The 23,471-nt window shown below is 67.2% G+C and carries 19 protein-coding genes, 1 pseudogene and 1 riboswitch; of the genes and pseudogenes, 16 read left to right on the plus strand and 4 right to left on the minus strand.

The features are described 5' to 3' along the window. Positions 1 to 5: 5 nt before the first annotated feature. The 3 genes from DIE23_RS28910 to DIE23_RS28920 are packed head-to-tail and all read left to right on the plus strand — an operon-like array spanning position 6 to position 5,094. The gene (locus DIE23_RS28910) at positions 6 to 1,526 is read left to right on the plus strand and encodes an efflux RND transporter periplasmic adaptor subunit (RefSeq protein ID WP_124615230.1); all 1,521 of its coding nucleotides are present in this window, start codon (positions 6 to 8) and stop codon (positions 1,524 to 1,526) included. After that, positions 1,523 to 4,726 carry an efflux RND transporter permease subunit gene (locus DIE23_RS28915; RefSeq protein ID WP_124615231.1) on the plus strand — a complete coding sequence of 1,068 codons (3,204 nt, stop codon included), beginning with the start codon at positions 1,523 to 1,525 and terminating at the stop codon, positions 4,724 to 4,726. The genes DIE23_RS28910 and DIE23_RS28915 overlap by 4 nt, the downstream gene beginning before the upstream one ends. Then, positions 4,726 to 5,094 carry a copper-binding protein gene (locus DIE23_RS28920; protein WP_124615232.1) on the plus strand — a complete coding sequence of 123 codons (369 nt, stop codon included), beginning with the start codon at positions 4,726 to 4,728 and terminating at the stop codon, positions 5,092 to 5,094. Before DIE23_RS28915 ends, DIE23_RS28920 begins: the two co-directional genes overlap by 1 nt. Positions 5,095 to 5,219: 125 nt before the next feature. Here DIE23_RS28920 and DIE23_RS28925 read toward each other — a convergent pair whose 3' ends face one another. From DIE23_RS28925 to DIE23_RS28935, 3 genes are all read right to left on the minus strand, one after another. Next, positions 5,220 to 6,230: a sodium:calcium antiporter gene (locus DIE23_RS28925; protein ID WP_124615233.1), complete on the minus strand. Its 1,011-nt coding sequence runs from the start codon at positions 6,228 to 6,230 to the stop codon at positions 5,220 to 5,222. A gap of 73 nt (positions 6,231 to 6,303) precedes the next feature. Beyond that, positions 6,304 to 6,479: riboswitch (yybP-ykoY riboswitch) on the minus strand. 133 nt (positions 6,480 to 6,612) lie between these two features. Beyond that, positions 6,613 to 8,028, minus strand: coding sequence for a heavy metal sensor histidine kinase (locus DIE23_RS28930; protein ID WP_124615234.1), 1,416 nt, complete (start codon positions 8,026 to 8,028; stop codon positions 6,613 to 6,615). After that, positions 8,025 to 8,696 carry a heavy metal response regulator transcription factor gene (locus DIE23_RS28935; protein ID WP_124615235.1) on the minus strand — a complete coding sequence of 224 codons (672 nt, stop codon included), beginning with the start codon at positions 8,694 to 8,696 and terminating at the stop codon, positions 8,025 to 8,027. Before DIE23_RS28935 ends, DIE23_RS28930 begins: the two co-directional genes overlap by 4 nt. A 267-nt stretch (positions 8,697 to 8,963) precedes the next feature. Here DIE23_RS28935 and DIE23_RS28940 point away from each other — a divergent pair, with 267 nt between their 5' ends. From DIE23_RS28940 to DIE23_RS28990, 10 genes are all read left to right on the plus strand, one after another. After that, on the plus strand, positions 8,964 to 9,350 hold the full coding sequence (locus DIE23_RS28940; protein ID WP_124615236.1) for a hypothetical protein: 387 nt from the start codon (positions 8,964 to 8,966) through the stop codon (positions 9,348 to 9,350). Positions 9,351 to 9,438: 88 nt separating this feature from the next. After that, positions 9,439 to 9,732 carry a hypothetical protein gene (locus DIE23_RS28945; protein ID WP_124615237.1) on the plus strand — a complete coding sequence of 98 codons (294 nt, stop codon included), beginning with the start codon at positions 9,439 to 9,441 and terminating at the stop codon, positions 9,730 to 9,732. Beyond that, the gene (locus DIE23_RS28950; RefSeq protein WP_124615238.1) at positions 9,729 to 11,267 is read left to right on the plus strand and encodes a TolC family protein; all 1,539 of its coding nucleotides are present in this window, start codon (positions 9,729 to 9,731) and stop codon (positions 11,265 to 11,267) included. The genes DIE23_RS28945 and DIE23_RS28950 overlap by 4 nt, the downstream gene beginning before the upstream one ends. Before the next feature lies 1 nt (position 11,268). Then, positions 11,269 to 12,564, plus strand: coding sequence for a multicopper oxidase family protein (locus DIE23_RS28955; protein ID WP_124499934.1), 1,296 nt, complete (start codon positions 11,269 to 11,271; stop codon positions 12,562 to 12,564). A gap of 76 nt (positions 12,565 to 12,640) precedes the next feature. Next, on the plus strand, positions 12,641 to 12,988 hold the full coding sequence (locus DIE23_RS28960; protein WP_124615239.1) for a copper-binding protein: 348 nt from the start codon (positions 12,641 to 12,643) through the stop codon (positions 12,986 to 12,988). Beyond that, on the plus strand, positions 12,988 to 13,389 hold the full coding sequence (copC, locus tag DIE23_RS28965; RefSeq protein ID WP_124615240.1) for a copper homeostasis periplasmic binding protein CopC: 402 nt from the start codon (positions 12,988 to 12,990) through the stop codon (positions 13,387 to 13,389). The genes DIE23_RS28960 and copC overlap by 1 nt, the downstream gene beginning before the upstream one ends. Continuing rightward, the gene (locus DIE23_RS28970; protein WP_124615241.1) at positions 13,386 to 14,327 is read left to right on the plus strand and encodes a CopD family protein; all 942 of its coding nucleotides are present in this window, start codon (positions 13,386 to 13,388) and stop codon (positions 14,325 to 14,327) included. Before copC ends, DIE23_RS28970 begins: the two co-directional genes overlap by 4 nt. Before the next feature lie 211 nt (positions 14,328 to 14,538). After that, positions 14,539 to 16,350 carry an ExeM/NucH family extracellular endonuclease gene (locus DIE23_RS28975; RefSeq protein WP_124615242.1) on the plus strand — a complete coding sequence of 604 codons (1,812 nt, stop codon included), beginning with the start codon at positions 14,539 to 14,541 and terminating at the stop codon, positions 16,348 to 16,350. Between the two features lie 817 nt (positions 16,351 to 17,167). After that, on the plus strand, positions 17,168 to 19,018 hold the full coding sequence (locus DIE23_RS28985; protein WP_124615243.1) for a S10 family serine carboxypeptidase-like protein: 1,851 nt from the start codon (positions 17,168 to 17,170) through the stop codon (positions 19,016 to 19,018). 83 nt (positions 19,019 to 19,101) lie between these two features. Then, the gene (locus tag DIE23_RS28990) at positions 19,102 to 19,491 is read left to right on the plus strand and encodes a 2-oxoglutarate dehydrogenase (RefSeq protein WP_260436192.1); all 390 of its coding nucleotides are present in this window, start codon (positions 19,102 to 19,104) and stop codon (positions 19,489 to 19,491) included. Positions 19,492 to 19,679: 188 nt separating this feature from the next. On the opposite strand, the gene DIE23_RS28995 is transcribed toward DIE23_RS28990, so the two are convergent. Beyond that, entirely contained in the window at positions 19,680 to 20,627 is a 948-nt protein-coding gene (locus DIE23_RS28995) for a helix-turn-helix domain-containing protein (RefSeq protein WP_260436193.1), read from the minus strand. Between the two features lie 309 nt (positions 20,628 to 20,936). On the opposite strand from DIE23_RS28995, the gene DIE23_RS29000 reads away from it, so the two are divergent. The 3 genes and pseudogenes from DIE23_RS29000 to glyA form a co-directional block, all read left to right on the plus strand. Further along, a complete protein-coding gene (locus DIE23_RS29000; protein ID WP_124615246.1) occupies positions 20,937 to 22,184 on the plus strand; it encodes a D-arabinono-1,4-lactone oxidase in 1,248 nt (415 codons plus the stop codon). Between the two features lie 33 nt (positions 22,185 to 22,217). Beyond that, a complete protein-coding gene (locus DIE23_RS29005) occupies positions 22,218 to 22,997 on the plus strand; it encodes an SDR family NAD(P)-dependent oxidoreductase (protein ID WP_124615247.1) in 780 nt (259 codons plus the stop codon). Positions 22,998 to 23,316: 319 nt separating this feature from the next. Continuing rightward, positions 23,317 to 23,471, plus strand: a pseudogene (gene glyA / locus DIE23_RS29010) (serine hydroxymethyltransferase); the annotation flags it as partial.

Consider the following 23,471-nt stretch of genomic DNA (forward strand, 5'->3'; position numbering starts at 1 on the left):
ACGACATGACGAAGCAAACAATGACCCGTGCCGCGCTGCTGGCGTTCGCCGCCGCGGCGCTGCTCGGCGCGGGCTATGTCGCGGGCGCACGCCATGCGGCACACGCCGTGCCGGAAGCCGCCGCGGCGTCGCCCGGCAAGCCCGACCCGACGACCGGACGCAAGGTGCTGTACTGGCACGATCCGATGGTGCCGAACCAGCACTTCGACAAGCCGGGCAAGTCGCCCTTCATGGACATGCAGTTGCAACCGGTCTATGCGGACGAAGGCGGCGGCCCGTCAGGCATCCGGATCGATCCCGGCCTGCAGCAGAACCTCGGCATCCGCTACGCGACCGTCCGGCGCCAGGAAACGGCCGGCGGATTCGATGCGGTCGGCACCACGCAATTCGATGAAGCGCGCACGGATGTCGTGCAGTCGCGCGTGACGGGCTACATCGATCGCCTGTACGCGCGGGCGCCGATGCAGCGCATCGACAAGGGCGCGCCGATCGCGTCGCTGTACGTGCCCGACTGGCTCGCGCCGCAGGAGGAATATCTCGCGCTGAAGCGCGGCGGGATGGACGGCAGTCTGCTGGAGGCGTCGCGTGCGCGCATGCGTGCGCTGTCGATTCCGGACGGCATGATCGCGAGCCTCGATCGCACCGGCCGAGTGCAGACGCACGTCGTGCTGTCCGCGCCGGAAACCGGTGTCGTCAGCGAGCTGAACGTGCGTGACGGCGCGATGGTCGCGCCGGGGCAGACGCTGGCCAGGATCTCGGGGCTGTCGACGCTGTGGCTGATCGTCGAGATCCCCGAGGCGCTGGCGTTGACCGTGCAGCCGGGGGTGCCGGTCGACGCGACGTTCGCGGGCGATCCGTCGCGGCACTTCACGGGGCGCATCCGCGAGATCCTGCCGGGCATCAGCACGAGCAGCCGTACGCTGCAGGCGCGGCTGGAGATCGACAACGCGTCGCTGAAGCTGACGCCCGGCATGCTGATGCGCGTGCGTGTCGCCGGGCCGAAGGCAGTGCCGCGCCTGCTCGTGCCGTCGGAGGCGGTGATCGCGACCGGCAAGCGCACGATCGTCATCCTGAAGCGTGGCGACGGCGGCCTTCAGCCGGCGACGGTGACGGTGGGCAACGACGTCGGCGGCGATACGGAAGTGCTCGACGGGTTGAGCGAAGGCGATACGGTCGTCGCATCGGGGCAGTTCCTGATCGATTCCGAAGCGAGCCTCAAGTCCGTGCTGCCGCGACTGGCAAGCAGCGCCGGCGCGAGCGGGGCGGTGCCCGTGTCGGCACCGAAGGCGGCGGCGCCGACCTACGAGACCACCGGCAAGGTCGAGAACGTCACGGCCGACGACATCACGTTCTCGCATCAACCCGTGCCCGCGCTCGGCTGGGGCGCGATGACGATGGCTTTCGGCAAGCCGTCCGCTACCGCGTTCCCGGACGTGAAGCCGGGCCAGACGGTGCGCTTCGCGTTCGTGCAGGGCGACGACGGCTACCGGTTGACGAAGGTCGAGCCGCTGGGAGGCAAACCATGATCGCGCACGTGATTCGCTGGTCCGTCCGCAACCGTTTCCTGGTGCTGCTCGCCACCGTGCTGATCGCGGCGTGGGGTGTCCATTCGCTGCGGCAGACGCCGCTCGACGCGCTGCCCGACCTGTCGGACACGCAGGTGATCGTCAAGGCGTCGTACCCGGGCAAGGCGCCGCAGGTGGTCGAGGACCAGGTGACCTATCCGCTGACGACGACGCTGCTCGGCGTGCCGGGCGCGAAAACCGTGCGCGCGTACTCGTCGTTCGGCGACGCGTTCGTCTACGTGCTGTTCGACGACCATACCGACCCGTACTGGGCGCGTTCGCGCGTGCTCGAATACCTGAGCCAGGTGCAGAGCCGGCTGCCGGCTGGCGCGACCGTATCGCTCGGGCCGGATGCGACCGGGGTCGGCTGGGTGTACGAGTACGCACTCGTCGACCGCACCGGCCGTCACGACCTCGGGCAACTGCGCGCGCTCAACGACTGGTTCCTGAAGTTCGAGCTGAAGGCCGTGCCGGACGTATCGGAAGTGGCGAGCATCGGCGGGATGGTGCGCCAGTACCAGGTCGTGCTCGATCCGGACAAGCTGCGCGCGTACGGCATCACGCAGGCGGCGGTCGCGGACGCGCTCGGCAATGCGAACCAGGCATCGGGCGGTTCGGTCGTCGAGCTGGCCGAGTCGGAGTACATGGTGCGTTCGACCGGCTACCTGCGCACGCTCGACGACTTCCGGCACGTGGTGCTGCGCACCGACGACGCGGGCACGCCGGTGTTGCTCGGCGACGTCGCGCGCATCCAGGTCGGCCCGGCGATGCGGCGCGGGATCGCGGAGCTGAACGGGCAGGGCGAGGTGGCGGGCGGTGTCGTCGTGATGCGTTCGGGCAAGAACGCGCTGACGACGATCGACGCGGTGAAGGCGAAGCTCGCCGACCTGAAGCGATCGCTGCCGCCGGGCGTCGATATCGTCACGACCTACGACCGCTCGCAGCTGATCGAGCGCGCGGTGGACAACCTCAGGGACAAGCTGATCGAGGAGTTCGTGATCGTCGGGATCGTCTGCGCGGTGTTCCTGTTCCACCTGCGCAGCGCGTTCGTCGCGATCCTGTCGCTGCCGCTCGGCGTGCTGGCCGCGTTCATCGTGATGCGCTACCAGGGCGTGAACGCGAACCTGATGTCGCTGGGCGGCATCGCGATCGCGATCGGCGCGATGATCGATGCGGCGATCGTGATGATCGAGAACGCGCACAAGCATCTGGAAGCCTACGGCCACGCGCATCCCGGCGAGCCGATCACGGCCGCGCGCCGCTGGGAACTCGTCGCGACGTCGGCCGCGGAGGTCGGGCCGGCGCTGTTCTTCTCGCTGCTGATCATCACGCTGTCGTTCATTCCGGTGTTTTCGCTGGAAGGGCAGGAAGGCAAGCTGTTCGCGCCGCTCGCGTTCACGAAGACCTACACGATCGCCGCCGCCGCCGGGCTGTCGGTGACGCTGGTGCCGGTGCTGATGGGGTATCTCGTGCGCGGCCGCATTCCGCCCGAGCACGCGAACCCGATCAACCGCGTGCTGATCCGCGTGTACCGTCCGCTGCTCGAGGCGACACTGCGGCGCCCGTGGTTCGCGATCGGCGTCGCGCTCGTCGCGTTGTTGCTGACGGCCGTGCCGTTGTCGCGGCTCGGCGGCGAGTTCATGCCGCCGCTCGACGAAGGCGACCTGCTGTACATGCCGACCGCGCTGCCGGGCATCTCGGCTGAGAAGGCGAGCGAACTGCTGCAGCAGACCGACCGTCTGATCAAGACGGTGCCCGAGGTCGACACGGTGTTCGGCAAGTCGGGGCGCGCGGATACGGCGACCGATCCCGCGCCGCTCGAGATGTTCGAAACGACGATCCGCTTCAAGCGGCGCAGCGCGTGGCGGCCGGGGATGACGCCGGAGAAGCTCGTCGACGAGCTCGATCGCACCGTGAAGGTGCCTGGCCTGTCGAACGTGTGGGTGCCGCCGATCCGCAACCGGCTCGACATGTTGTCCACCGGCATCAAGACGCCGGTCGGCGTGAAGATTTCCGGGCCGGACCTGACGGGGATCGACGCGATCGCGACGCAGGTCGAGGCGGCGGTGAAACGCGTGCCGGGCGTCACGTCCGCGCTCGCGGAACGGCTGAACGGCGGCCGCTACATCGACGTCGATATCGACCGGCTCGCGGCCGCGCGCTACGGGCTGTCGGTAGCCGACATCCAGTCGGTGGTGTCGTCGGCGGTCGGTGGCGAGGATGTCGGCGAAGTGATCGCGGGGCGCGAGCGTTTCCCGATCAACATCCGCTATCCGCGCGAGATCCGCGATTCGCTCGAGAACCTGCGGCAACTGCCGGTCGTCACCGCGCGCGGCGCGCAGATCCGCCTCGGCGACGTCGCGCGCCTCGCGATCGCCGACGGGCCGCCGATGATCCGCAGCGAGAACGCACGGCTGTCCGGCTATGTGTACGTCGACCTGCGCGGCACCGATCTGCGCAGCGCGGTGCGCGCAATGCAGCAGGCGGTCGCGCAGCAGGTCGCGTTGCCGCCCGGTTATTCGATCGCGTGGTCGGGGCAGTTCGAGTATCTCGAACGCGCGGCGGCGACGTTGCGCACCGTGGTGCCGGTGACGCTCGTCGTGATCTTCGTGCTGCTGTTCGTCACGTTCGGCTCGGCGGCCGATGCGCTGCTGCTGATGTCGACGGTGCCGTTCGCGCTGGTCGGCGGCTTCTGGCTCGTCTGGGCATTGGGCCACGCGGTGTCGGTCGCGACGTCGGTGGGCTTCATCGCGCTGGCGGGCGTGGCCGCCGAGTTCGGCGTCGTGATGCTGCTGTACCTGAAGGGCGCGCTGCAGCGCCGCCTCGACGCCGGCGAGCCCATGACCGAGGCCGTGCTGCTCGATGCAATTCGCGAAGGCGCGGTGCTGCGCGTGCGGCCGAAAGCGATGACGGTCGCCGTCGTGCTGGCCGGTCTCGTGCCGATCATGGTCGGACACGGTGCCGGTTCCGAAGTGATGCAGCGGATCGCCGCGCCGATGGTCGGCGGGATGGTCACCGCGCCGCTGCTGTCGATGTTCGTCATTCCCGCCGCATGGCTTCTGCTGCAGCGCCGTCGTGCGCGAAGCACGAGCCGTCAGCGGCATTCCGATGCAGTTCCTCATGGCATGAACGTGCCGTCCACCCCCACTGGAGAATCCTGATGAAGATGAATCAATTGTTTGCCACCGCCGCCGCCGTTTTCGCAACCGGCGCATTCGCCGTACCCGCGTTTGCCGCGGGCGACATGTCGGGCATGGACATGTCCGGCATGAAGATGTCGTCGGGCGGCGCGGCCGAATCGAATGTCGCGCTGACCGATGCCGAAGTGAAGAAGGTCGATGCCGCGAGCGGCAAGATCACGCTGAAGCACGGCGCGCTCGAGAACGTCGGGATGTCGCCGATGACGATGGCGTTCAAGGCGAAGGACGCGGCCATGCTCGCCGAGGTTCACGTGGGCGACAAGGTGAAGGTGCGCGTCGAGAACGTCAACGGCACGCCGACGATCGTCAAGCTCGTGAAGGCGCAGTAAGCGCGGGGATGCGGGCGGCTTGGCCGCCTGCATCGAGCGTAGCGAAGCGCAACGCAGTTGCGTGAGCCGCGGTCGGGTGCGTGCGTCCGCCGGACGATGCCCCCGATCGCGCCCGATCCGGCGTTTCAGCGCGTCAGCGTCACGAACAGGTAACCGACGTACCCGGCCCCGTTCGCGAGCAGCGCCCAGATCGCGAGCCCGCGCGCACGCGCATTGACGCGCAGCCAGACCGCCGCCGCGAGCGTGATGACCACGCCGGTCAGCACTTCGGGGCGCGGCTCCCACGGCGTCAGCATGATGCCGATCGCCGGCAACAGCGTGCCCTGGAACACCATCGCGCCGGTGATGTTGCCGAACGCGAGCGTGTCCTTCTTGCGGCGGATCCACAGCACGCTGTTGACCTTCTCCGGCAACTCCGTCGCGATCGGCACGATGATCAGCGACAGCAGCAGCGCGGAGATGCCGAGCAGGTGCGACACGCCTTCGACGCCGTGAATGAAGCCCTTCGCCCCGCCGACGAGCAGCGCGACGCCGAGCGCGAGCTGCAGCGCGATGGTCGCCAGGTTGGTCGGCAGCCCGACGCGCGACAGGAACATCGCGTGCGGGGCTTCGGTGCCGTGCCCGGCATCGACGAGCTGCGTCGACGCGCGGAACGTCATCAGGACATACGTCACGTAGATCCCGACCAGCATCACGGCGAGCAGCGCGCGGACGGCCCACACGTGATGCGGGACGAACATCGCGACGGTGGCGAGCGCGAATGCGGCGATGAAGTAGTTCAGGTCGCGCACGAAGCCGGTCCGCTCGGGCGCGATCGTGCCGGTCAGGCCGCGCGAGCGGATCACGGCGAGCGTCATCAGGAAGGTCGTCAGCGTCGCGAGCATCAGCGGCGCGCCGAGAATCGCGCCGACGCCGATTTCCTCGTTCACAGCCGCGTTCGATGTGCCGCCCGCGAGCGCGAGCAGCGGCACCATCGTTTCGGGCAGCGCGGTGCCGACGGCTGCGAACAGCGAACCGGTCACGCCTTCGGAGATTTTCAGCCGTTCGCCAAGATGCTCGAGCGCATTGGTGAAGAGTTCGGCGGCGACCAGGATGACGACCAGCATGAACGCCAGTTCGACGAGCATCAGCGTCATGCGGCACCTCCGCAGGCATGCGTGCGGGCTGTGGCGATACGTGAGGGGAAGGCTGGGAGGAACATGGGGACTCCGTGGTCGGACGTGAACGAACCATGACGCATCTGCCGACGTCCGACCAGGAACGACGCGATGCGTCCATGGTCTCGCCAGACCGATTCGGCCGAACGCGCCACGGCCGCAAGCCGAGTGTGTTGACGCGTTCGCTTTCCGGGGATGGAAAGCAGGCTACTCCCCAAAGACGAAAAGCAGTCTAGCCGAGCCGGCTGCTTTCGGCAAGCTGGGGCGGTCACTCCGTTTCATTCGGGAAAGCACGCCGCGTTGGAGCGGATGCGCATGCCGTATCAGGCAGCAATCGGCGTGCGCGGGCGTCATTCGCACGTCACGAAGCACGGGCCGGGAAATACAGCGCGAAGGTCGTGCGACCGTCGCGGCTCGCGACCTCGACCTTGCCGCGGTGCAGTTCGACGATCGACTTGACGATCGCGAGCCCGAGCCCCGCGTTGCGCGCCGCGCCGTGCCGCGACGAATCGATCCGGTAGAAGCGCTCGAAGATCCGCTCGATCTGTTCGGGCGGAATCGCCACGCCGCGGTTCGTGACTTCGACGACCGAGTAACCGGGCCGGGTCGATACGGCCAGCTCGATCGTCGACCCGGCTTCCGCATGTTCGAGCGCGTTCGAGGCAAGATTGCTGACGGCGCGGCGGAACAGCGTCGCGTCCGCGATGACCGACGCTTCGCCGCGCACGTCGAGGCGCACGCCGGCCTCGTCGGCCAGCGCCTGGAAATACGACGCGAGCCGGCGCAGTTCGTTGCCGGCGTCGAGTTCGGCGGTCTTCAGGTGCTGTCGCGCATTGTCCGTGCGTGCGAGAAACAGCATGTTCTCGATCATCCGCTGCAGCCGTTCGCATTCCTCGATGTTCGAATCGATCAGCGCTTCGTACTCCTCGGTGGTGCGGGCGCGCGACAGCGTGACCTGCGACGAGCTGATCACGTTCGCGAGCGGCGTGCGCATGTCGTGCGCGAGATCGGACGAGAACTGCGACAGCCGCACGAACGCGCGCTCGAGCCGGTCGAGCATCCGGTTGACCGACGTGGCGAGCTCGCGCAACTCGACCGGCCCGCCGCGCGCGTCGAGACGCGCGTTCAGGTTGTGCGCCTCGATGCGCGACGTCTGCCGGCCGAGACTCTCGACCGGACGCAGGCCGCGCGACGCGACCGCGTAGCCGAGCGCGCCGACCAGCAGCGCGCCGAGCGCGGCCGCGAGCCAGATGTCGACGCGATAGCTTTCCAGCAGCGACTGGCGATCGGCCGCCGTGCGGGCCACCGCGACCTGGATGGTTTCGCCCGACGGCAGCGTGGCGCGCGCACGGACGCAGCGCGACGTGCCGATGCCGGGCGGCGAGCAGGTGAACGGGCCGGCGGCCGCGCCCGCTCCACCGGCCGGCTGCGGCCGCGCGATCACCGACGCGAGCGTATTGCCGGCTTCGTCGGTGTGCTCGACGAGCGGGCGGTTCGCGCCGTCGTAGATGCCGAGATAGACGCCCGGATGCGACAGCAGCACTTCATGGAACACCGCCGGATCGGCGCGCAAGGCGGCCGTCGAGCCGCTCGCGTGCGCGAGCTGCAGGAACTGGTTGAGCTTGCCGGCGATCTCGATGTCGTCGCGCCGGGTCAATTCGGCGGACAGCGAGCGATACAGGTACGCGCCGGTCAGCGCGAACACGAGCGCGGCCACGACCGCGAACGCGAGCGTCAGGCGCCGGAGCAGCGAATAGGGCGCGGGGCGGCCGGTCACGCGCGATCCTCGAGCACGTAGCCCATCCCGCGTATCGTGTGGATCAGCTTCTTCTCGTACGCGTTGTCGATCTTCGCGCGCAGGCGCTTGATCGCCGCATCGACGACGTTCGTGTCGCTGTCGAAATTCATGTCCCAGATCTGCGACGTGATGAAGGTGCGCGTCAGCACCTCGCCCTCGCGTTCCGCGAGCAGCTGCAGCAGCGCGAACTCCTGCGCGGTCAGGTCGATGCGGGTGTCGGCGCGCCGCACGCGGCGCTTGATCAGATCGACTTCGAGATCGGCGACCTGCAGGATCTCGCGCGCATTGCGCGGCGCGCGCCGCAGCAGCGAACGGATGCGGGCGAGGAACTCCGCGTACGCGAACGGCTTGAGCAGGTAGTCGTCGGCGCCCAGTTCGAGCCCCGTGACCTTGTCCTCGACCGCCTCCCGGGCCGTCAGCAGCAGCACCGGCGTCTGCTTCTGCGCGCGCAGCCGCCGGAGCACCTCGAAGCCGTCCAGTTCCGGCAGCATCACGTCGAGCACGACGAGATCGAAATCCTCGTGCAGCGCGAGGAACAGCCCGTCCTGGCCGTTCTCGGCCACGTCGACCGTGTAGCTCGCCTCCGTCAGCCCCTTGCGGAGGTACGACGCCATCTTGGGTTCGTCTTCGACTATCAGTATCCGCATGGTGGAGCAGGCCGTTGGTGATTCCAGCCGGTCAGTGTAACGCGTGAGCTTACGGCGCCGCGCGTGCGCGAAAGATGACCGCCGGATGACGGAATTGTCACGAAGCAGGCTCGCGATGCAGTGCTCGCGCTTCGTGAAAATCCGGTCATGTTTCGGCCATGTCGTCGTCACGCCGGCGGCGATAAGCTGCGGCCGTCTTGTGTCCGGAGCGCGCCGTCGCGGCGCCGCTCCCGTTCATCCGGTCATTGTCTGCCTGATTCCGCATCCATGTCGTATTGGCGCAAATTCATCCTCGTCGTGCTGCTGGCGCTGTGCCTGCCGATCCAGTCGTTCGCGACCGTGTCGATGCAGTGCGCGGTCGCGGTCGCCGCGGTGCCGCATGCGGAGGATGGGGCGAGCGCCGATCGCCGCGCTGTGTCGCAGGCGATGCAGCGCGCGCACGGCGACCAGCATGAGCACGATAACCACGCACGGCATGCAACGTCTTGTTCCGCCTGCGGGGCCTGCTGTTTCGGCACGGGCATGGCGGAGGTGCCGGCGGTGTCCGTTACGTCGGACATCGGTATCGCGATCGTCTCATTCGCGCCTTCGACCGTCGTCGTGTCGTTCCTGACCGGCGGCATCGACCGGCCGCCGCGCCGGATTCCCGTCTAGTCCCTGCCCGCGGCCGACCGGCCGCGATCCGCAAACCGTGCCGACGGTCATTCGACGTCCGCCGCACGACTCACGACGAGAACCATCCATGCGATTGATCATTGCGGCGCTGCTTGGCGCGGCGGCCCTCGTGCCGTCGCTCGCGCCCGCGCAAACCGCCTTTCCCGATCCGGCCGATGCGGCCGCGTCGGTGCCGGACGTCGCCGTGACGTCCGCGTTCGACGGCTACGTGCCGTATCGCGACGACGCAGGCCCGGGCTGGAAGCAACTGAACCGGGACGTGACGGAGCGGCCCGCGAACGCGCATACGACCGGACACGCGAAGCCTGGAAACGCGGCGGCCGGCGCCGCCCATTCGATGCACGGAGGGGCCGCGCAATGACGAGATTTGCGATTTCACCGCGATTCGGCGCGACCGTGCTCGTGCTGGCCTTCCTCGCCGGCTGCACGACGTTCTCGAAGGACGGCGGCTTCGACGCCGTGTCGTCCGCCGCATCGGAGCGTATCGGGAAGGACGCCGTCATCGTCAGGACCGACGCCGACCGCGCAGCCGTCGACACGCGGACGAAGGAACTGCTCGCGAAGCCGCTGTCGATGGACGACGCGGTGCAGCTCGCGCTGCTGAACAACCGTGGTTTGCAGGCGTCGTACGCGGAACTCGGGCTGTCGGAGGCCGACCTCGTGCAGGCCGGCCGGCTGCCGAACCCGCGCTTCTCGTTCAGCCGCACGCGGGCCGGCGACGGCGAGCTGAGCCTCGGCCGCACGTTCTCGGCCAACGTGTTCGCGCTGCTGACGCTGCCGCTCGCGACGAACATCGAACGCCGCCGATTCGAGCAGACCAAGCTCGAAACGGCTGACGCGATGCTGAAGGTCGCGGCCGACGCGCGCCGTGCGTATGTCGAAGCCGTGGCCGCCGAACAGGCCGCGAACTATGCGCAACAGGTACGCGACGCCGCGAGCGCGGCTGCCGAACTCGCGTTGCGGATGCGGCAGGCCGGCAACTTCAGCCGGCTCGACTACGCACGCGAACAGGCGTTCCATGCGGACGCGGTCGCGCAGCAGGCGAAGGCGCAGCAACAGGCCGTGGCCGCGCGCGAGAAGCTCACGCGTGCGATGGGACTGTGGGGCGAGCGCACGCGGTACACGCTGCCCGAGCGCCTGCCCGACCTGCCGAAGGCGCGCCCCGATCTGCCCGATCTCGAACGCTACGCGATGAGCAACCGCCTCGACATCCAGGCCGCGAAGCTGCAGACGCAGGGCGTCGCGTCGTCGCTCGGACTCAGCAAGGCGACGCGCTTCGTCAACGCGGTCGATCTCGGCTACGTGAACAACTACGAGACCGGCAAGGGTCACGAGCACGGCTACGAGATCAGCGTCGAGATTCCGCTGTTCGACTGGGGCGGCGCGAAGGTCGCGCGGGCCGAGGCCGTCTACATGCAGTCGGCGAACCGGCTCGCGCAGACGGCCATCGACGCGCGCTCGGACGTGCGCGAATCGTATGCGGCATACACGATGAGCTACGACGTCGCGAAACACTATCGCGACGAAGTCGTGCCGCTGCGCAAGACGATCTCGGACGAGCTGCTGCTGCGCTACAACGGGATGCTCTCGAGCGTGTTCGAGCTGCTGTCCGATGCGCGCGAACAGGTCGGCGCGGTCAACGGCTACATCGATGCGCTGAAGGACTACTGGCTCGCCGAAACCGATCTGCAGGCGGCCGTCGGCGGCCGGCTGCCGACCGCGCAGCCGACGCAGCAGCAGCCAACGCAGCCGCCGCCGCAGCCAATGCAGCCAATGCAGCCGCAGCCAACGCAACGCGCGGACGCTCCCGCCGCATCCACGACCGACGCTGCGTCGCAGCCGGCTTCCTCACCCGTGGCGCAACCGGCGCCCGCAACGCATCCGGAAGGTCATTGACATGGTGTCCCGTCGACAATTTCTCAGCGGCTCGGGCGCCGCGCTGCTCGGTGCGGCGATGGTCAGCAAGGCCGGCGCGGCGTCGCTGCCCGAAGCGCCCACGATGGCGAAGGCCGGCACGCAGCCGCCGCTCGTGCCGCCCAACGGCCGCCCGTACACGCCCGTCGCGACGCTGAACGGCTGGACGCTGCCGTGGCGGATGAAGAACGGCTGGAAGGAGTTCCACCTGACGGCCGAGCCGGTCGTGCGCGAGATGGCGCCCGGGATGAACGCGAACCTGTGGGGCTACAACGGCCAGTCGCCGGGCCCGACGATCGAGGCCGTCGAAGGCGACAAGGTCCGGATCTTCGTGACCAACCGGCTGCCCGAGCACACGACGATCCACTGGCACGGGCTGAGGCTGCCCAACGGGATGGACGGCGTCGGCGGCCTCACGCAGCCGCACATCCCGCCCGGCAAGACCTTCGTCTACGAGTTCCAGCTGGAGGCGCACGGCACGTTCATGTATCACCCGCACGCCGACGAAATGGTGCAGATGGCGATGGGGATGATGGGCATGTTCATCGTGCACCCGAAGGATCGCGCGACGATGCCGGTCGATCGCGACTTCGTGTTCCTGCTCGCCGCGTACGACATCGATCCGGGCAGCTACACGCCGCGCGTGAACGAGATGACCGACTTCAACATGTGGACGTTCAACTCGCGCGTGTTCCCGGGCATCGACCCGCTGCCGGTGCGTGCGGGCGACCGCGTGCGGATTCGTTTCGGCAACCTGACGATGACGAACCATCCGATCCACCTGCACGGCTACAGCTTCGAGGTCGCCGGTACCGACGGCGGCTGGATTCCGCCGGCGGCGCGCTGGCCGGAGGTGACGGCCGATGTCGCGGTCGGCCAGATGCGCGCGATCGAGTTCACCGCCGATCGCCCGGGCGACTGGGCGTTCCATTGCCACAAGTCGCATCACACGATGAATGCGATGGGCCACCAGGTGCCGAACCTGATCGGCGTGCCGCAGAAGGATCTCGCGAAGCGCATCGGCAAGCTCGTGCCCGACTACATGGCGATGGGCAGCACCGGCGGCGCGATGGGTGGCATGGAGATGCCGCTGCCCGACAACACGCTGCCGATGATGACGGGCACCGGCCCGTTCGGGCCGCTGGAGATGGGCGGCATGTTCACGGTCTGCAAGGTGCGGCAGGGGCTCGGCCGCAACGACTATCGCGATCCGGGCTGGTTCCGGCATCCGAAGGGCACGGTCGCCTATGAATACACCGGCGAATTGCCGGACGGCTGAGCGACCGGCAGCATGCGGCGGCCGTGACGATGCGGCCGCCGGTTTCATTTCACTCACTCTGGATGGAGCAGGCACGATGAAGAAGGAACTGATTTCGATTGCAACGGGTTGCGCGCTGGTGTTTTCGGCCGCGTCATACGCGGCCGGCGACATGGCCGGCATGGACATGGGCGGCAACGCGAAGCAGGGCGCCGCCGCGACGCGCGCGATGTCGCACGGCGAGATCCGTAAGGTCGACACGGCCGCGGGCAAGCTGACGATCAAGCACGGCCCGTTGGAGAACCTCGGGATGGACGCGATGACGATGGTGTTCAAGGTGAAGGATCCGGCGATGCTGTCGCAGGTCAAGTCCGGCGACAAGATCGACTTCGTCGCCGAGGACGTGGGCGGTGCGTTGACCGTCGTCGAACTGCGCAAGCCGTGATGGCGGGTATGAACATGCATACGAAGATTACGACACTCAGGCGGCTCGCCGGCTTCGTCGCGGCCGGCGCGCTGATCGCCGCCGCGCCGGTTGCCGCCTCGGCGCACGGCAAGCTGGAAGGCGCGACGCCCGCGACCGGCAGCACGGTCGACACAGCCCCCGACACGTTGCGGCTTGCGTTCAACGAAGACCTCGAACCGACGTTCAGCTCGGTGAAGGTGTCGGACGCGAACGGCAAGCCCGTCGCGCACGACAAGGCGAAAGTCGATCCGGCGACGCCGCGCGTGATGACCGTCGCGCTGCCGAAGCTCGCGCCGGGTGCGTACACCGTGCAGTGGGCGGCGATGACGGCCGACGCGCATCGCACCAAGGGCACCTATACGTTCAAGGTGAAAGGGTGAACGAAGGCTTCGTCGGCATGCTGCGGCTGGCGGCGGTGGCGATCCAGAACGCCGGATTCGCCGTCGTCGTCGGCACGCTGCTGGGCAGCCACTGGCTCGCACGCGGCGTGTCGGCGTGGCAGCGCGACATCGCGCGGCGGCTCGTCGCGACGCTGCGCGCTGCGTCCGTCGTGTCACTGCTCGCGAGCATCACGGCGTTCTGGGCGCACTGCGCGTTGATGAGCGAAGTGCCGCTGCTCGACGCGTGGCCGGCCGTTCGCTCGATGCTGGCCGGCACCGGGTTCGGTCATGCGTGGCTGGCCGGCGCCGTGTTCATGGCCGCCGTCGTGCTGCTGTCGTTCCTGCGGCGCGCGACCGATGCGCGCTTTCCGTTCGTGCTGTGGGCCGCGCTCGCGGGCGTCGCGCTGGCGCGCAGCAACGGTGGGCATCCGGTCGATGCGGGGCTGTTCAGCGTGCCGGTGTGGATCGACTGGCTGCATCTGCTGGCGATCAGCGCGTGGGTCGGGCTCGTGTTCGTGACGGCATTCGGCGTGATGTCGCGATTCGCCGGGATGCCCGCGAGCGAGCGCATGACCGGCGCGTCGTTCGTGCAGGCGCTTTCCGATGCGTCGACGGTTGCACTGGCCGTGCTGTTCGCGACCGGCGCGTACAACGGGTGGCGCGGTGTCGATACGCCGGGCAACCTCTTCACGTCGACGTACGGACAGATCCTGCTGCTCAAGCTCGCACTCGTGCTGATCGCGGCGGCGCTCGGCGGACACAACCGGTTCTTCGGGATGCCGAAGCTGATGGCCGCACTGAAGGATCCGGCGGTTGCGGTCCCGGTCGTCGCATTGCGCCGGTTCGGCGCGGTGCTGCGGATCGAGGCGGCCGTGCTCGCCGGCGTGCTGATGGTGGCGGCGCTGCTCGTGTCGAGCGCGTTGCCGGGGACGGTTTAGCACCGCGGCCGGCGGGCGGAGCCGGTACCGGGAAATCGTCGGAACAGGGGCGGTTCTTGTCAGACGATTTCCCGCTTTTCGACCGAGTGCGCGGGGCCGATCGCGATCGTGGAGCGGTGCGGAAAATTACAGACATCTATCTTTTCATTACTAAAAACTGTCATCGAGCGCCGCTAAGCTTTCGCCACCCTCACAACCGGGATTCCCCGTCATGCGCTCGACAATCCGCCTGTTTGCCCCGCTATTGCTGCTGCCCACGCTTGCCGCACCCGTCCTGGCCGCCACCACCGCCCCCGTCAGCCCGAACTGCGGCGGCAGCACGACGCCGATCGCCGACATCCAGGGGCCGGGCGCGCCGTCGCCGCTCGCCGGCCAGAACGTGTCGATCGAAGCGGTCGTCACGGCCGATTTCGGCGGCACGGACGGCTTCGGCGGCTTCTTCGTCCAGCAGGCCGACGCGCAGCGCCGCAACGAGCCGGGCGTGTCCGAAGGCCTGTTCGTCTATGCGCCGAAAGTGCGCGCGAAGGCCGGCGATCTCGTGCACGTGACCGGCAAGGTCGAGGAAAAATACGGACAGACGCAGCTCACGCTGTCGGGCGCGATCGCGGTGTGCGCGAACAGCCAGACGGTCACGCCGGCGACGCTCACGCTGCCGGTCGACAACCCGGGCACGTTCGCCGCGTATGAAGGAATGCTCGTGCGCCTGCCGCAGACGCTCACCGTCACCGACAACTACGAGCTCGGCCGCTACGGCAGCGTGATGCTGAGCAACGGCCGCCTGCGCACGCCGACGAGCGTGGTGCCGCCGTCGCAGGCGCGGACGCAGATCGATGCGAACGCACGCAACCGGCTGATCCTCGACGACGGCTCGAACAAGCAGAACCCCGCGACCGTGCCGTATCCGGCGCCGGAACTGTCGGCCGCGAATACGCTGCGCTCCGGCTACACCGTGCGCGACGTCGAAGGCGTGCTCGAAGTGCGTTACGGCGCGTGGCGCGTGCAGCCGCTGCCCGGCGCGGCCGCGCCGGCGTTCGACACGCGTTCGAACCCGCGCACCCACGCACCGGCGCGCGATCCGAAATCGAACCTGCGCGTTGCGTCGTTCAACGTCCTCAACTACTTCAACGGCAACGGTCTCGGCGGCGGCTTCGACGATCCGGCCAACCGCGGCGCGAAGAACTACCAGGAATTCCAGCGCCAGGAAGCGAAGATCGTCAGCGCGCTGAAGGCGCTCGACGCCGACGTGATCGGCCTGATGGAAATCCAGAACAACGGCTACGGCGAACTGAGCGCGGTGCGTCAGCTCGCGGCGAAGCTCGGCAGCAACTGGCGCGTCGTCGACCCGGGCACGTCGCGCCTCGGCGGCGACGCGATCACGGTCGCGATGATCTACGACAGCCGCGCGGTCGAACCCGTCGGCCGCGCGTCGACGCTCGCGATCGACGACAAGAACCGCCAGCCGCTCGCGCAGTCGTTCCGCCGGATCGGCGGCAAGCAGGCACTGACGATCGCGGTCAACCACCTGAAGTCGAAGAACTGCCCGGACGCGACGAACGACGACCTCGATCAGGGCGACGGCCAGGGCTGCTGGAATCCGACGCGCAGGCGCGCGGCGGCGAAGCTGGCCGACTGGCTCGCCGGCACGCCGACGGGTGTCGCGGGGCAAGGCACGCTGCTGATCGGCGACTTCAACAGCTACACGTATGAAGACCCGATCCGCCTGCTCGAATCGCGCGGCTACCGCAACCTCGTGTCGCGCTGGATCGGCGCGAACGCGTACAGCTACGTGTACAGCGGCGAAGCCGGCTACCTCGATCACGCGCTCGCGTCGCTGCCGCTCGCATCGCACGTGAAGGCCGTGCACGAATGGCACATCAACGCGGACGAGCCGCTCGCGCTGCAGTACACGCTCGCGTACAAGTCGGCCGAGCAGCAGAAGACCTTCTACGCGTCGGATGCCTATCGTTCGTCGGACCACGATCCGGTGCTGATCGATATCGCGCTGCCGGGCGGCGGACGCTGATCGCCGGTCGAACGTCCGAAGTACGGCGTGCGGCGCTGCCGCACGTCGTCGCGTGAGCGGTGGCGCTGCCGCTCGCTCACGCGATTTCTCCCTTCCCCCATGCATCACGTGCCCGATTCGCAATTGCGGCAAGGCGATCCGGAATGCGCGGCGCGAATGATCGCTTCTTCGTTGCGAATACCCACGGATTACGCATTAATGCCGTTCGAGTGTCGGGCGGATTTATTCCGATGTCGTGTCAATAATTCCGCAGCTCGCTTGGCGGATTAATAGAGTCGGTATTTTGTGAGCGGCGCCGGCCTTTATTCAACAATTCGAGTTAATCGATCCGGGATAATTAAAATGAAAGAAAAATCCTGTCGATCTGAAGGAATTTGCCGTATGGCGCCCAGTTCCGTAAATTACCCGGCGACAAGCGCGAAAGCGGCGGCATTCAATACGAAACGGCCCGTGTAACACCGGAAACGCGAGCCGCCGTGGTTTCTTTCAAATTCCGGTCACTGTTCCCGGTGCGCATCATAAGAGATTTTTTAATATCGGAATGATCTTTGACAACGCGGCGCAGCACCGCCTATTTTTGTGATGTCGTAAATTTTCGTAATACAAAAGTCGTCAAAACTGCAAAGGGGGCGGCGTTCTCGCATCATTCTCCGCCAGCAGTTTGCTGTGTCTGTATCAAGTTCAGTCTCTCGAAGAAGTCAAATCCCAACCGCCGTCTGCCGATCGTGCAACGCGAGTGGCGGGTATGCCTGCGCGTTTTTCGCCGGCGATGGTGGCCTGTGTGAAGCGGTATCCGACCCAACACAAGGATAGAGGCATGAAACCAGACAGGAGCAGTACCGGCAGCCGTCGCGAACGTCGCGGCCGGCGGGCCGGGCTAGGCGCTTTGACCGTCTTGACCATGGTGCTCGCGGGCTGCGGCGGCGACGATTCGTCGTCGGTCGGTGCGTCGAGCCTCGCGCAGGCCACCGCCAGCCAGCAGGCCAGCGCGCAACAGGCGGCCGGCAGCCAGACGCCGGCGGCGAACCAGCCGTACGTCGACCCCGTCGCCTATTCGATGAACGCGACCGACGGCCTCGCGGCCGCGCAGGTCTCGGAGAAGGCGGCAGTGATGCATTACCAATGGACATCCGGCGGCACGACGGTCAGCTACACGACGACCACCGGCCACCTGACCGCGCAGGACGCGAACGGCAATGCGGAAGCGTCGATGTCGTACGTCGCGTACACCGCGCCGAGCACGAACGGCAAGCCGCGCCCGGTCACGTTCGTCTATAACGGCGGCCCCGGCTCGTCGTCGATCTGGCTGCGGCTCGGCTCGTTCGCGCCGACGCGCGTCGCCACGCCTGATCCGCTGTTCGGCAACAACTGGCCGAACTATCCGCTCGTCGACAACGCGGAAAGCCTGATCGACACGACCGACCTCGTGTTCATCGACCCGCCGGGCACCGGGCTGTCGGAAGCCGTGTTGCCGAACACCAACCAGAAGTACTGGGGTTCGGATGCGGACGTCAACATCATGCGCGACTTCATCCAGCGCTACCTGAACGTCAACAGCCGCGGCACGTCGCCGATCTACCTGTACGGCGAGTCGTACGGAACGCCGCGTACCGACATGCTCGCGCTGGCGCTCGAATCGGCCGGCGTGCACCTGACGGGGATCATGCTGCAATCGGCGATCCTGAACTACTTCGCCGATGCGGTGGAAGCGGTGGCGATCACGCAGTCGACCGAAGGGCTGCTGCTCGACACCGATACCGTGGCCGGCTACCTGCCGGGCTACGCGGCGGTCGCGGCGTATTTCAACCAGGTGTCGCCGTCGCCGGTCAACCCCTATCTGTATGCACTGCAGACGGAGTTCTTCACGACGCTGATCTACAACCCGCTGCAGCAGTACTCGCAGTCGTGGGTGCTGAGCCAGCTCGGCATTCCGGATGCGCTGGGCACGCCGGTGTTCCCGAGCGATGCGACGCTGCAGCTGTGGTCGATTCCGTCGAGCCTGACGCAGCAGGCGCTGCGCGGCTACTTCAACGCGAATCCGTTCGGCACGAGCCTGTTGCCAGGCACGACGATCGGCCGCTACGACGGACGCGTGTCGTTGCCGAACGCCGACCCGCGGCTGCAGACGGACGGCGACCCGTCGGACATCCTGATCTCGCAGCCGTTCACGAACGCGCTCGCGACGCAGATGCCCGAGTACCTCGGCTACACCGCGCCGAACGCGACCTACCTGCCGTTGAACGACAGCATCATCCAGGTGTGGGACTTCTCGCATGACGGCCAGCCGATGCCCGACACGATCCCCGATCTGCTCGGCGCGCTGCAGCTCAATCCGAAGCTCCGGGTGCTCGCGGAGAACGGCCTCCACGATCTGGCGACGCCGTTCTTCAACACCGAGAAGCAACTCGCGCGGCTGCAGACGGTGAAGGGGCTGAACCCGAAGCTGCAGGTGAACTTCTTCCAGGGCGGGCACATGACGTATCTGGACGACGTGGCCCGTCCGCAGATGAAGCGCGACCTGAGGATCTTCTATCAGGGCAGGCGGATTCCGACCGCGCTGACGCTGCGCACGCTGCCGCCGCCGTGGCCGGACGAGAACCCGGCCGGCACGCCGACCGGCAGCGTGCCGGGCGCGACGGCAGCGACGACGCTGGCAGCGGCACCGTAAACGACGGACTCCTTGCGAAAAGGAACCCTCTATTCATCCATTGAATGCGAGTGATCATGTCCCTAATCAACTTGATGCGGCGTATGTCTCCGTTGATCGTCCTCGGTGCCGTGATGAGCAGCGCCCATGCACTGCCGCCGCAGGCGGTGGCGCCGGTGAAGCTGCCGCACGGCGGGCACGGCGTCGACGGTCCGTTCTTTCCTCCGACCCGCGTGGCGCCGGTATTGCCGTCGACCGGCGCGACGCTGCAGCAGCAGGCGCAGAAGCGCGTCGATGCCCGGCTCGGCGGCAACACGGTGCTGAGCAATGGCGCGGCCGTGACGAAAGCGCAGGCGCAGAGCAGCGGGCTGGGGTTCGTCGCGAAGCACTTCGACGAGATCGATGCGAAACACACCGGTCGCGTGACGATGAGCGATGTGCGGCAGTTCATCCAGCAGCGGCAGGTGCAGGCGCAGCAGGAACAGCAGGAGTGACGGTGTAGCGAGGTCGTGCGCGGGAGGGCGGCCGGTGCCGGTGGGTGCCGGCCGCCTGACGGTGGCGGCGGCCTGCTTTCAACATGCCGCGGCGCATGTTCGGCCGCGGCTTTCTCCATCGAAGTTCCTTCGTGTGCGTACAGCCGACGCGACGCCGTGCTCCGCATCGCATCGCGCACCGTCGACGTTCAGCTTTCCCGGTGCGCGTAGCGCCGCGCCGTCGCAGACGGCAACTCGCCGAACATCGCGCGGTAGTCCTGCGCAAAGCTGCTCAGGTGCCAGAAGCCCCACTTCGTCGCGGCCGACGTCACGGACCCGCCGAGCCGCAACTCGCGGCGAACGTGATTCAGCCGGACGGCGCGCAGGTACGCGATCGGATTCAGGTTGAGCGTGTCGTTGAACGCGTACTGTGCGGTACGACGGCTGATGCCGAGCTGCACGCACAGTTCGGCGATCGACAGCGGGCACGTCGATGCATCCTGTAGCCGCTCCCGCGCGGCGTTGACGAGCGACCAGTACTTCGTCGGCCGCGCCGCGAGCGCGTCCGCGTCCGGCGCGGGCACCGTCATCGCCTCGGAAATCGCATACAGCACGGTCCGCTCGAGCAGTTCGATCCGCGCCTGCGTCGTCACGTCCTCGATCGTCGTGCTTTTCGCGGCCGCGGCCATCGTGTGGCGCAGCAGGTTGCGCAGGCGGTCCGCGACCTGGGTCGTCATCGGGATCAGCGGCGCGAAGGTGCGCGCACGCAGCGACGCGGCGAGCGTGCGCAGCGCTGGCGTCGACAGCTTGTCCGGCTCGATCTCGACGTTCACGAGCACGTGCCGGTCGGGCGAATAGAACTCGAACGCGGGCTGGCTCGAGAACACGTGCAGGCTGTCGCGGCCGCTCTTTTCGCCGCACATGCGCGCATGGCCTTCGAGCTCCAGCGGCACGGCCACCGCGATGCGGTCCGACGGCACCGCGCCTTGCTGCAGGATCACCTTGTCGAGGTCTTCGACCAGGAGCCGGATGCCGCCGAGCGACACGATCGACGACGAGCCATGAAACAGGCCGCCCGAGATCTGCGTGTAGTTGAGGTCCCAGCCGTCGAAGATCCGTGCCTGTTCCTCCACGTCGGTGAATGCGCAGAAGGCCACCGCTCGTGCGAACGGCGGGGCGCCAGGGAAATCGCTCGGATCGGCGGACGGCGTCATCGGGGGCGGGAGGGGGCGGGCCGGATCGATTCATTGTAGCCGCTGGACGCGCCGGTCAAAAAACGGCGGCCCGATTTCCGGTGGAAACCCTCGCTTGCCGAAATCCGATAGTGAAAAACCGGCTGGCGCAATACCTTTGGCATGAATGGAGCGCAACGCATCGTGCCGGCGCGGAAGGCATCCCTTCGCAGCCGGCCGAACCGAACACGCCTGTCGGCGCGGTATCGCCGGCGCACTTCTGGAGAGACGTCGATGGAGCTTCCACGTGGCGGATTCTGGCGGAACTGGGTAGGCAATCAGTCGTGCGTCGCCGCGCACATGGCGTCGCCGACCAGCGAGGCCGAGATTGCCGAGCTGGTGCATGCCGCGACCAGCCAGGGCAAGAACGTCCGATGCTCGGGATCGGGGCATTCGTTCACACCGATCGTCGCGACGAGCGGCCTGCTGCTGTCGCTGAAGGACTACCAGGGCATCGTCTCGGTCGACGAGCGGCAGAAGCGCGTCACGGTGAAGGCCGGCACCCGGATCAATGCCGTGACGCAGCATCTGAAGCAAATCGGCTTTTCGCTGGTCAACCAGGGCGACATCGATTCGCAGGCCATTGCCGGTGCGCTCGCGACCGGCACGCACGGCACGGGGACGACGCTCGGCAACCTGTCGTCGCAGGTGGTCGGGATGCGGATCGTCCGCCCGGACGGCTCGATCATGGAAGTGAGCGACAAGCGGGACCTCGACCTGCTGCACGCGACGCAGGTGAACATCGGCATGTTCGGCGTGGTGTCGGAGCTGACGCTGCAGGTGACCGACGCATTCTGGCTGCACGACCGCGTGTGGCGCGAGGACTTCGAGGCGCTGATGGAAAAGTACGACGACCTCGCGGCGAAGCACCGGCATTTCGGGTTCTTCTGGTGCCCGACGTCCGAAAGCCGCCACCTGTACTGCCTGCCCGACACCACGAAGGTGTCGAACTCGAAGAAGGACTACGACGTGTGCGAAATCAAAGTGATGGATTTCACCGACGAACGCACGTTCTTCGAAGGCGAGCACGAGAAGATCGCGTACAGCGCCGAGGTCTATGCGATCCACTACGTCGCGAACTTCCACGAGCTCGAATACGCGGTGCCCGCCGAACACGGCAAGGAAGCGCTGCGCCGCGTGCGCGACCTGATCCTCACGAAGCACCGGGACTGCATCTTCCCGGTCGAGTATCGCTTCACGAAGGGCGATCCGGCGTGGATCAGCCCGTTCAACCATCAGGACAGCGTGACCATCTCGTGCTCGGGCGGTCCGAACGGCGTCGACTACTGGCCGTTCCTGAAGGACGTCGACGACATCCTGCGCGACTACGGCTCGCGTCCGCACTGGGGCAAGCTGCACTTCACGAACCGCGACGACGTGGACCGCTGGTTCCCGAAGGCCGAGGCGTTCCGCGCACTGCGCCGCGGCGTGGACCCCGAAGGCTATTTCCTCAACGATCATCTTCGGACGCTGTTCAGCTGAGTGGTCCGAACGAACCAGACTGGAGAACGACGAATGAATGTCAAGATTGACGGGCGCCTGGCCGGCAAGGTCGCCATCGTGAGCGGCGGCGCGGGCGGATGCGGCGGCGCCGCATCGGAACTGTTCGCCGCGCAGGGCGCAAAGGTGGCGATCATCGACCGTGACGGCGACGCGGCCGAAACGCTCGCGGCGCGGCTGCGCGATGCGGGCTTGCAGGCGATCGGCCTCGGCGCCGACGTGTCGAGGCAGTCGGACGTGCAGAAGGCGGTCGATGCCGCGCGCCAGCAGTATGGCAATGCGGACATCCTGTTCAATCATGCGGGCACGCTGATCGTCAAACCGTTCCTCGACATCGAGGAGTCGGAATGGGACTGGCTGATGGGCGTGAACGTGAAGAGCATGTTCCTGATGACGAAGGCAGTGCTGCCGCAGATGCTGGAAAAGGGGCGCGGCAGCATCGTCTGCACGTCGTCGATCTCGGCCGTCTGCGCGACGCCTGGCGAAGTGCTGTACGACGCGACCAAGGGCGCATGCCACATGTTCGCGCGGGCGATCGCCGTCGAATACCGCGATCGCGGCATCCGCTGCAACGCGCTGGCGCCCGGGTTCATCCGCACGCCGCACGGGATGCGCGAGCTGAAGGATCTGCAGGCGATGGGCGTGGACGCGACCGAAGCGGCCATCGCGGTGCAGCAAGGCCGGTTGTGCGAGCCGTCGGAAGTGGCCGCGGCCGCGCTGTTCCTGGCGTCAGACGAATCGAGCTTCGTCAGCGGCACCCATCTGTTCGTCGACAACTGTTTCTCTGCGGTTTAGGCCCCATATTTGCAAGAAGCCGACGGTCAGGCACGACCTCTCCAGGAGCGGCAAGTTCTGTCGAAGGTTCCGCAGCGATGCGGACCTTCGATTTTTTTTGCCGGTTCGCCGCGCGATGCGTCCTAGCGGATTGTCGTAATCCTTCTATCTGAACGAATTTGCGTCTGCTGGAATGGCAATGCCGAATAACCGTTCAGCCGGCATCGCGGGGCGGCATGGTTGTCGACGTCATCGAGCGCCGCTCCGGCGCTCGACTTCGCGGGTCCGGGCAAGTCCGGCCTACCAAGGTCAATCCATCACTCTCTTTTGATCAATCATCATGTTCAATCGCACTACCAGCACCGTCGCCAACGTCGATCCGGAACTCTGGACTGCCATTCAGGACGAGAACCGCCGGCAGGAAGATCACATCGAGCTGATCGCGTCGGAAAACTACACGAGCCCGGCCGTGATGGCCGCGCAGGGTTCGCAGCT

Source organism: Burkholderia sp. Bp9143 (assembly GCF_003853645.1).
In the GTDB taxonomy this organism is placed as follows: domain Bacteria; phylum Pseudomonadota; class Gammaproteobacteria; order Burkholderiales; family Burkholderiaceae; genus Burkholderia.

Excerpts from the sequence above, each read along its gene's own strand:
- DIE23_RS28985 (WP_124615243.1), top strand. The coding sequence starts at position 17,168 with ATGAAACCAGACAGGAGCAGTACCGGCAGCCGTCGCGAACGTCGCGGC.
- DIE23_RS28925 (WP_124615233.1), bottom strand. The coding sequence starts at position 6,230 with ATGACGCTGATGCTCGTCGAACTGGCGTTCATGCTGGTCGTCATCCTG.
- DIE23_RS28950 (WP_124615238.1), top strand. The coding sequence starts at position 9,729 with ATGACGAGATTTGCGATTTCACCGCGATTCGGCGCGACCGTGCTCGTG.
- DIE23_RS28945 (WP_124615237.1), top strand. The coding sequence starts at position 9,439 with ATGCGATTGATCATTGCGGCGCTGCTTGGCGCGGCGGCCCTCGTGCCG.
- DIE23_RS28955 (WP_124499934.1), top strand. The coding sequence starts at position 11,269 with ATGGTGTCCCGTCGACAATTTCTCAGCGGCTCGGGCGCCGCGCTGCTC.
- copC (WP_124615240.1), top strand. The coding sequence starts at position 12,988 with ATGGCGGGTATGAACATGCATACGAAGATTACGACACTCAGGCGGCTC.
- DIE23_RS28910 (WP_124615230.1), top strand. The coding sequence starts at position 6 with ATGACGAAGCAAACAATGACCCGTGCCGCGCTGCTGGCGTTCGCCGCC.
- DIE23_RS29005 (WP_124615247.1), top strand. The coding sequence starts at position 22,218 with ATGAATGTCAAGATTGACGGGCGCCTGGCCGGCAAGGTCGCCATCGTG.
- DIE23_RS28935 (WP_124615235.1), bottom strand. The coding sequence starts at position 8,696 with ATGCGGATACTGATAGTCGAAGACGAACCCAAGATGGCGTCGTACCTC.
- DIE23_RS28990 (WP_260436192.1), top strand. The coding sequence starts at position 19,102 with ATGTCTCCGTTGATCGTCCTCGGTGCCGTGATGAGCAGCGCCCATGCA.
- DIE23_RS28975 (WP_124615242.1), top strand. The coding sequence starts at position 14,539 with ATGCGCTCGACAATCCGCCTGTTTGCCCCGCTATTGCTGCTGCCCACG.
- DIE23_RS28960 (WP_124615239.1), top strand. The coding sequence starts at position 12,641 with ATGAAGAAGGAACTGATTTCGATTGCAACGGGTTGCGCGCTGGTGTTT.
- DIE23_RS28940 (WP_124615236.1), top strand. The coding sequence starts at position 8,964 with ATGTCGTATTGGCGCAAATTCATCCTCGTCGTGCTGCTGGCGCTGTGC.
- DIE23_RS29000 (WP_124615246.1), top strand. The coding sequence starts at position 20,937 with ATGGAGCTTCCACGTGGCGGATTCTGGCGGAACTGGGTAGGCAATCAG.
- DIE23_RS28915 (WP_124615231.1), top strand. The coding sequence starts at position 1,523 with ATGATCGCGCACGTGATTCGCTGGTCCGTCCGCAACCGTTTCCTGGTG.
- DIE23_RS28920 (WP_124615232.1), top strand. The coding sequence starts at position 4,726 with ATGAAGATGAATCAATTGTTTGCCACCGCCGCCGCCGTTTTCGCAACC.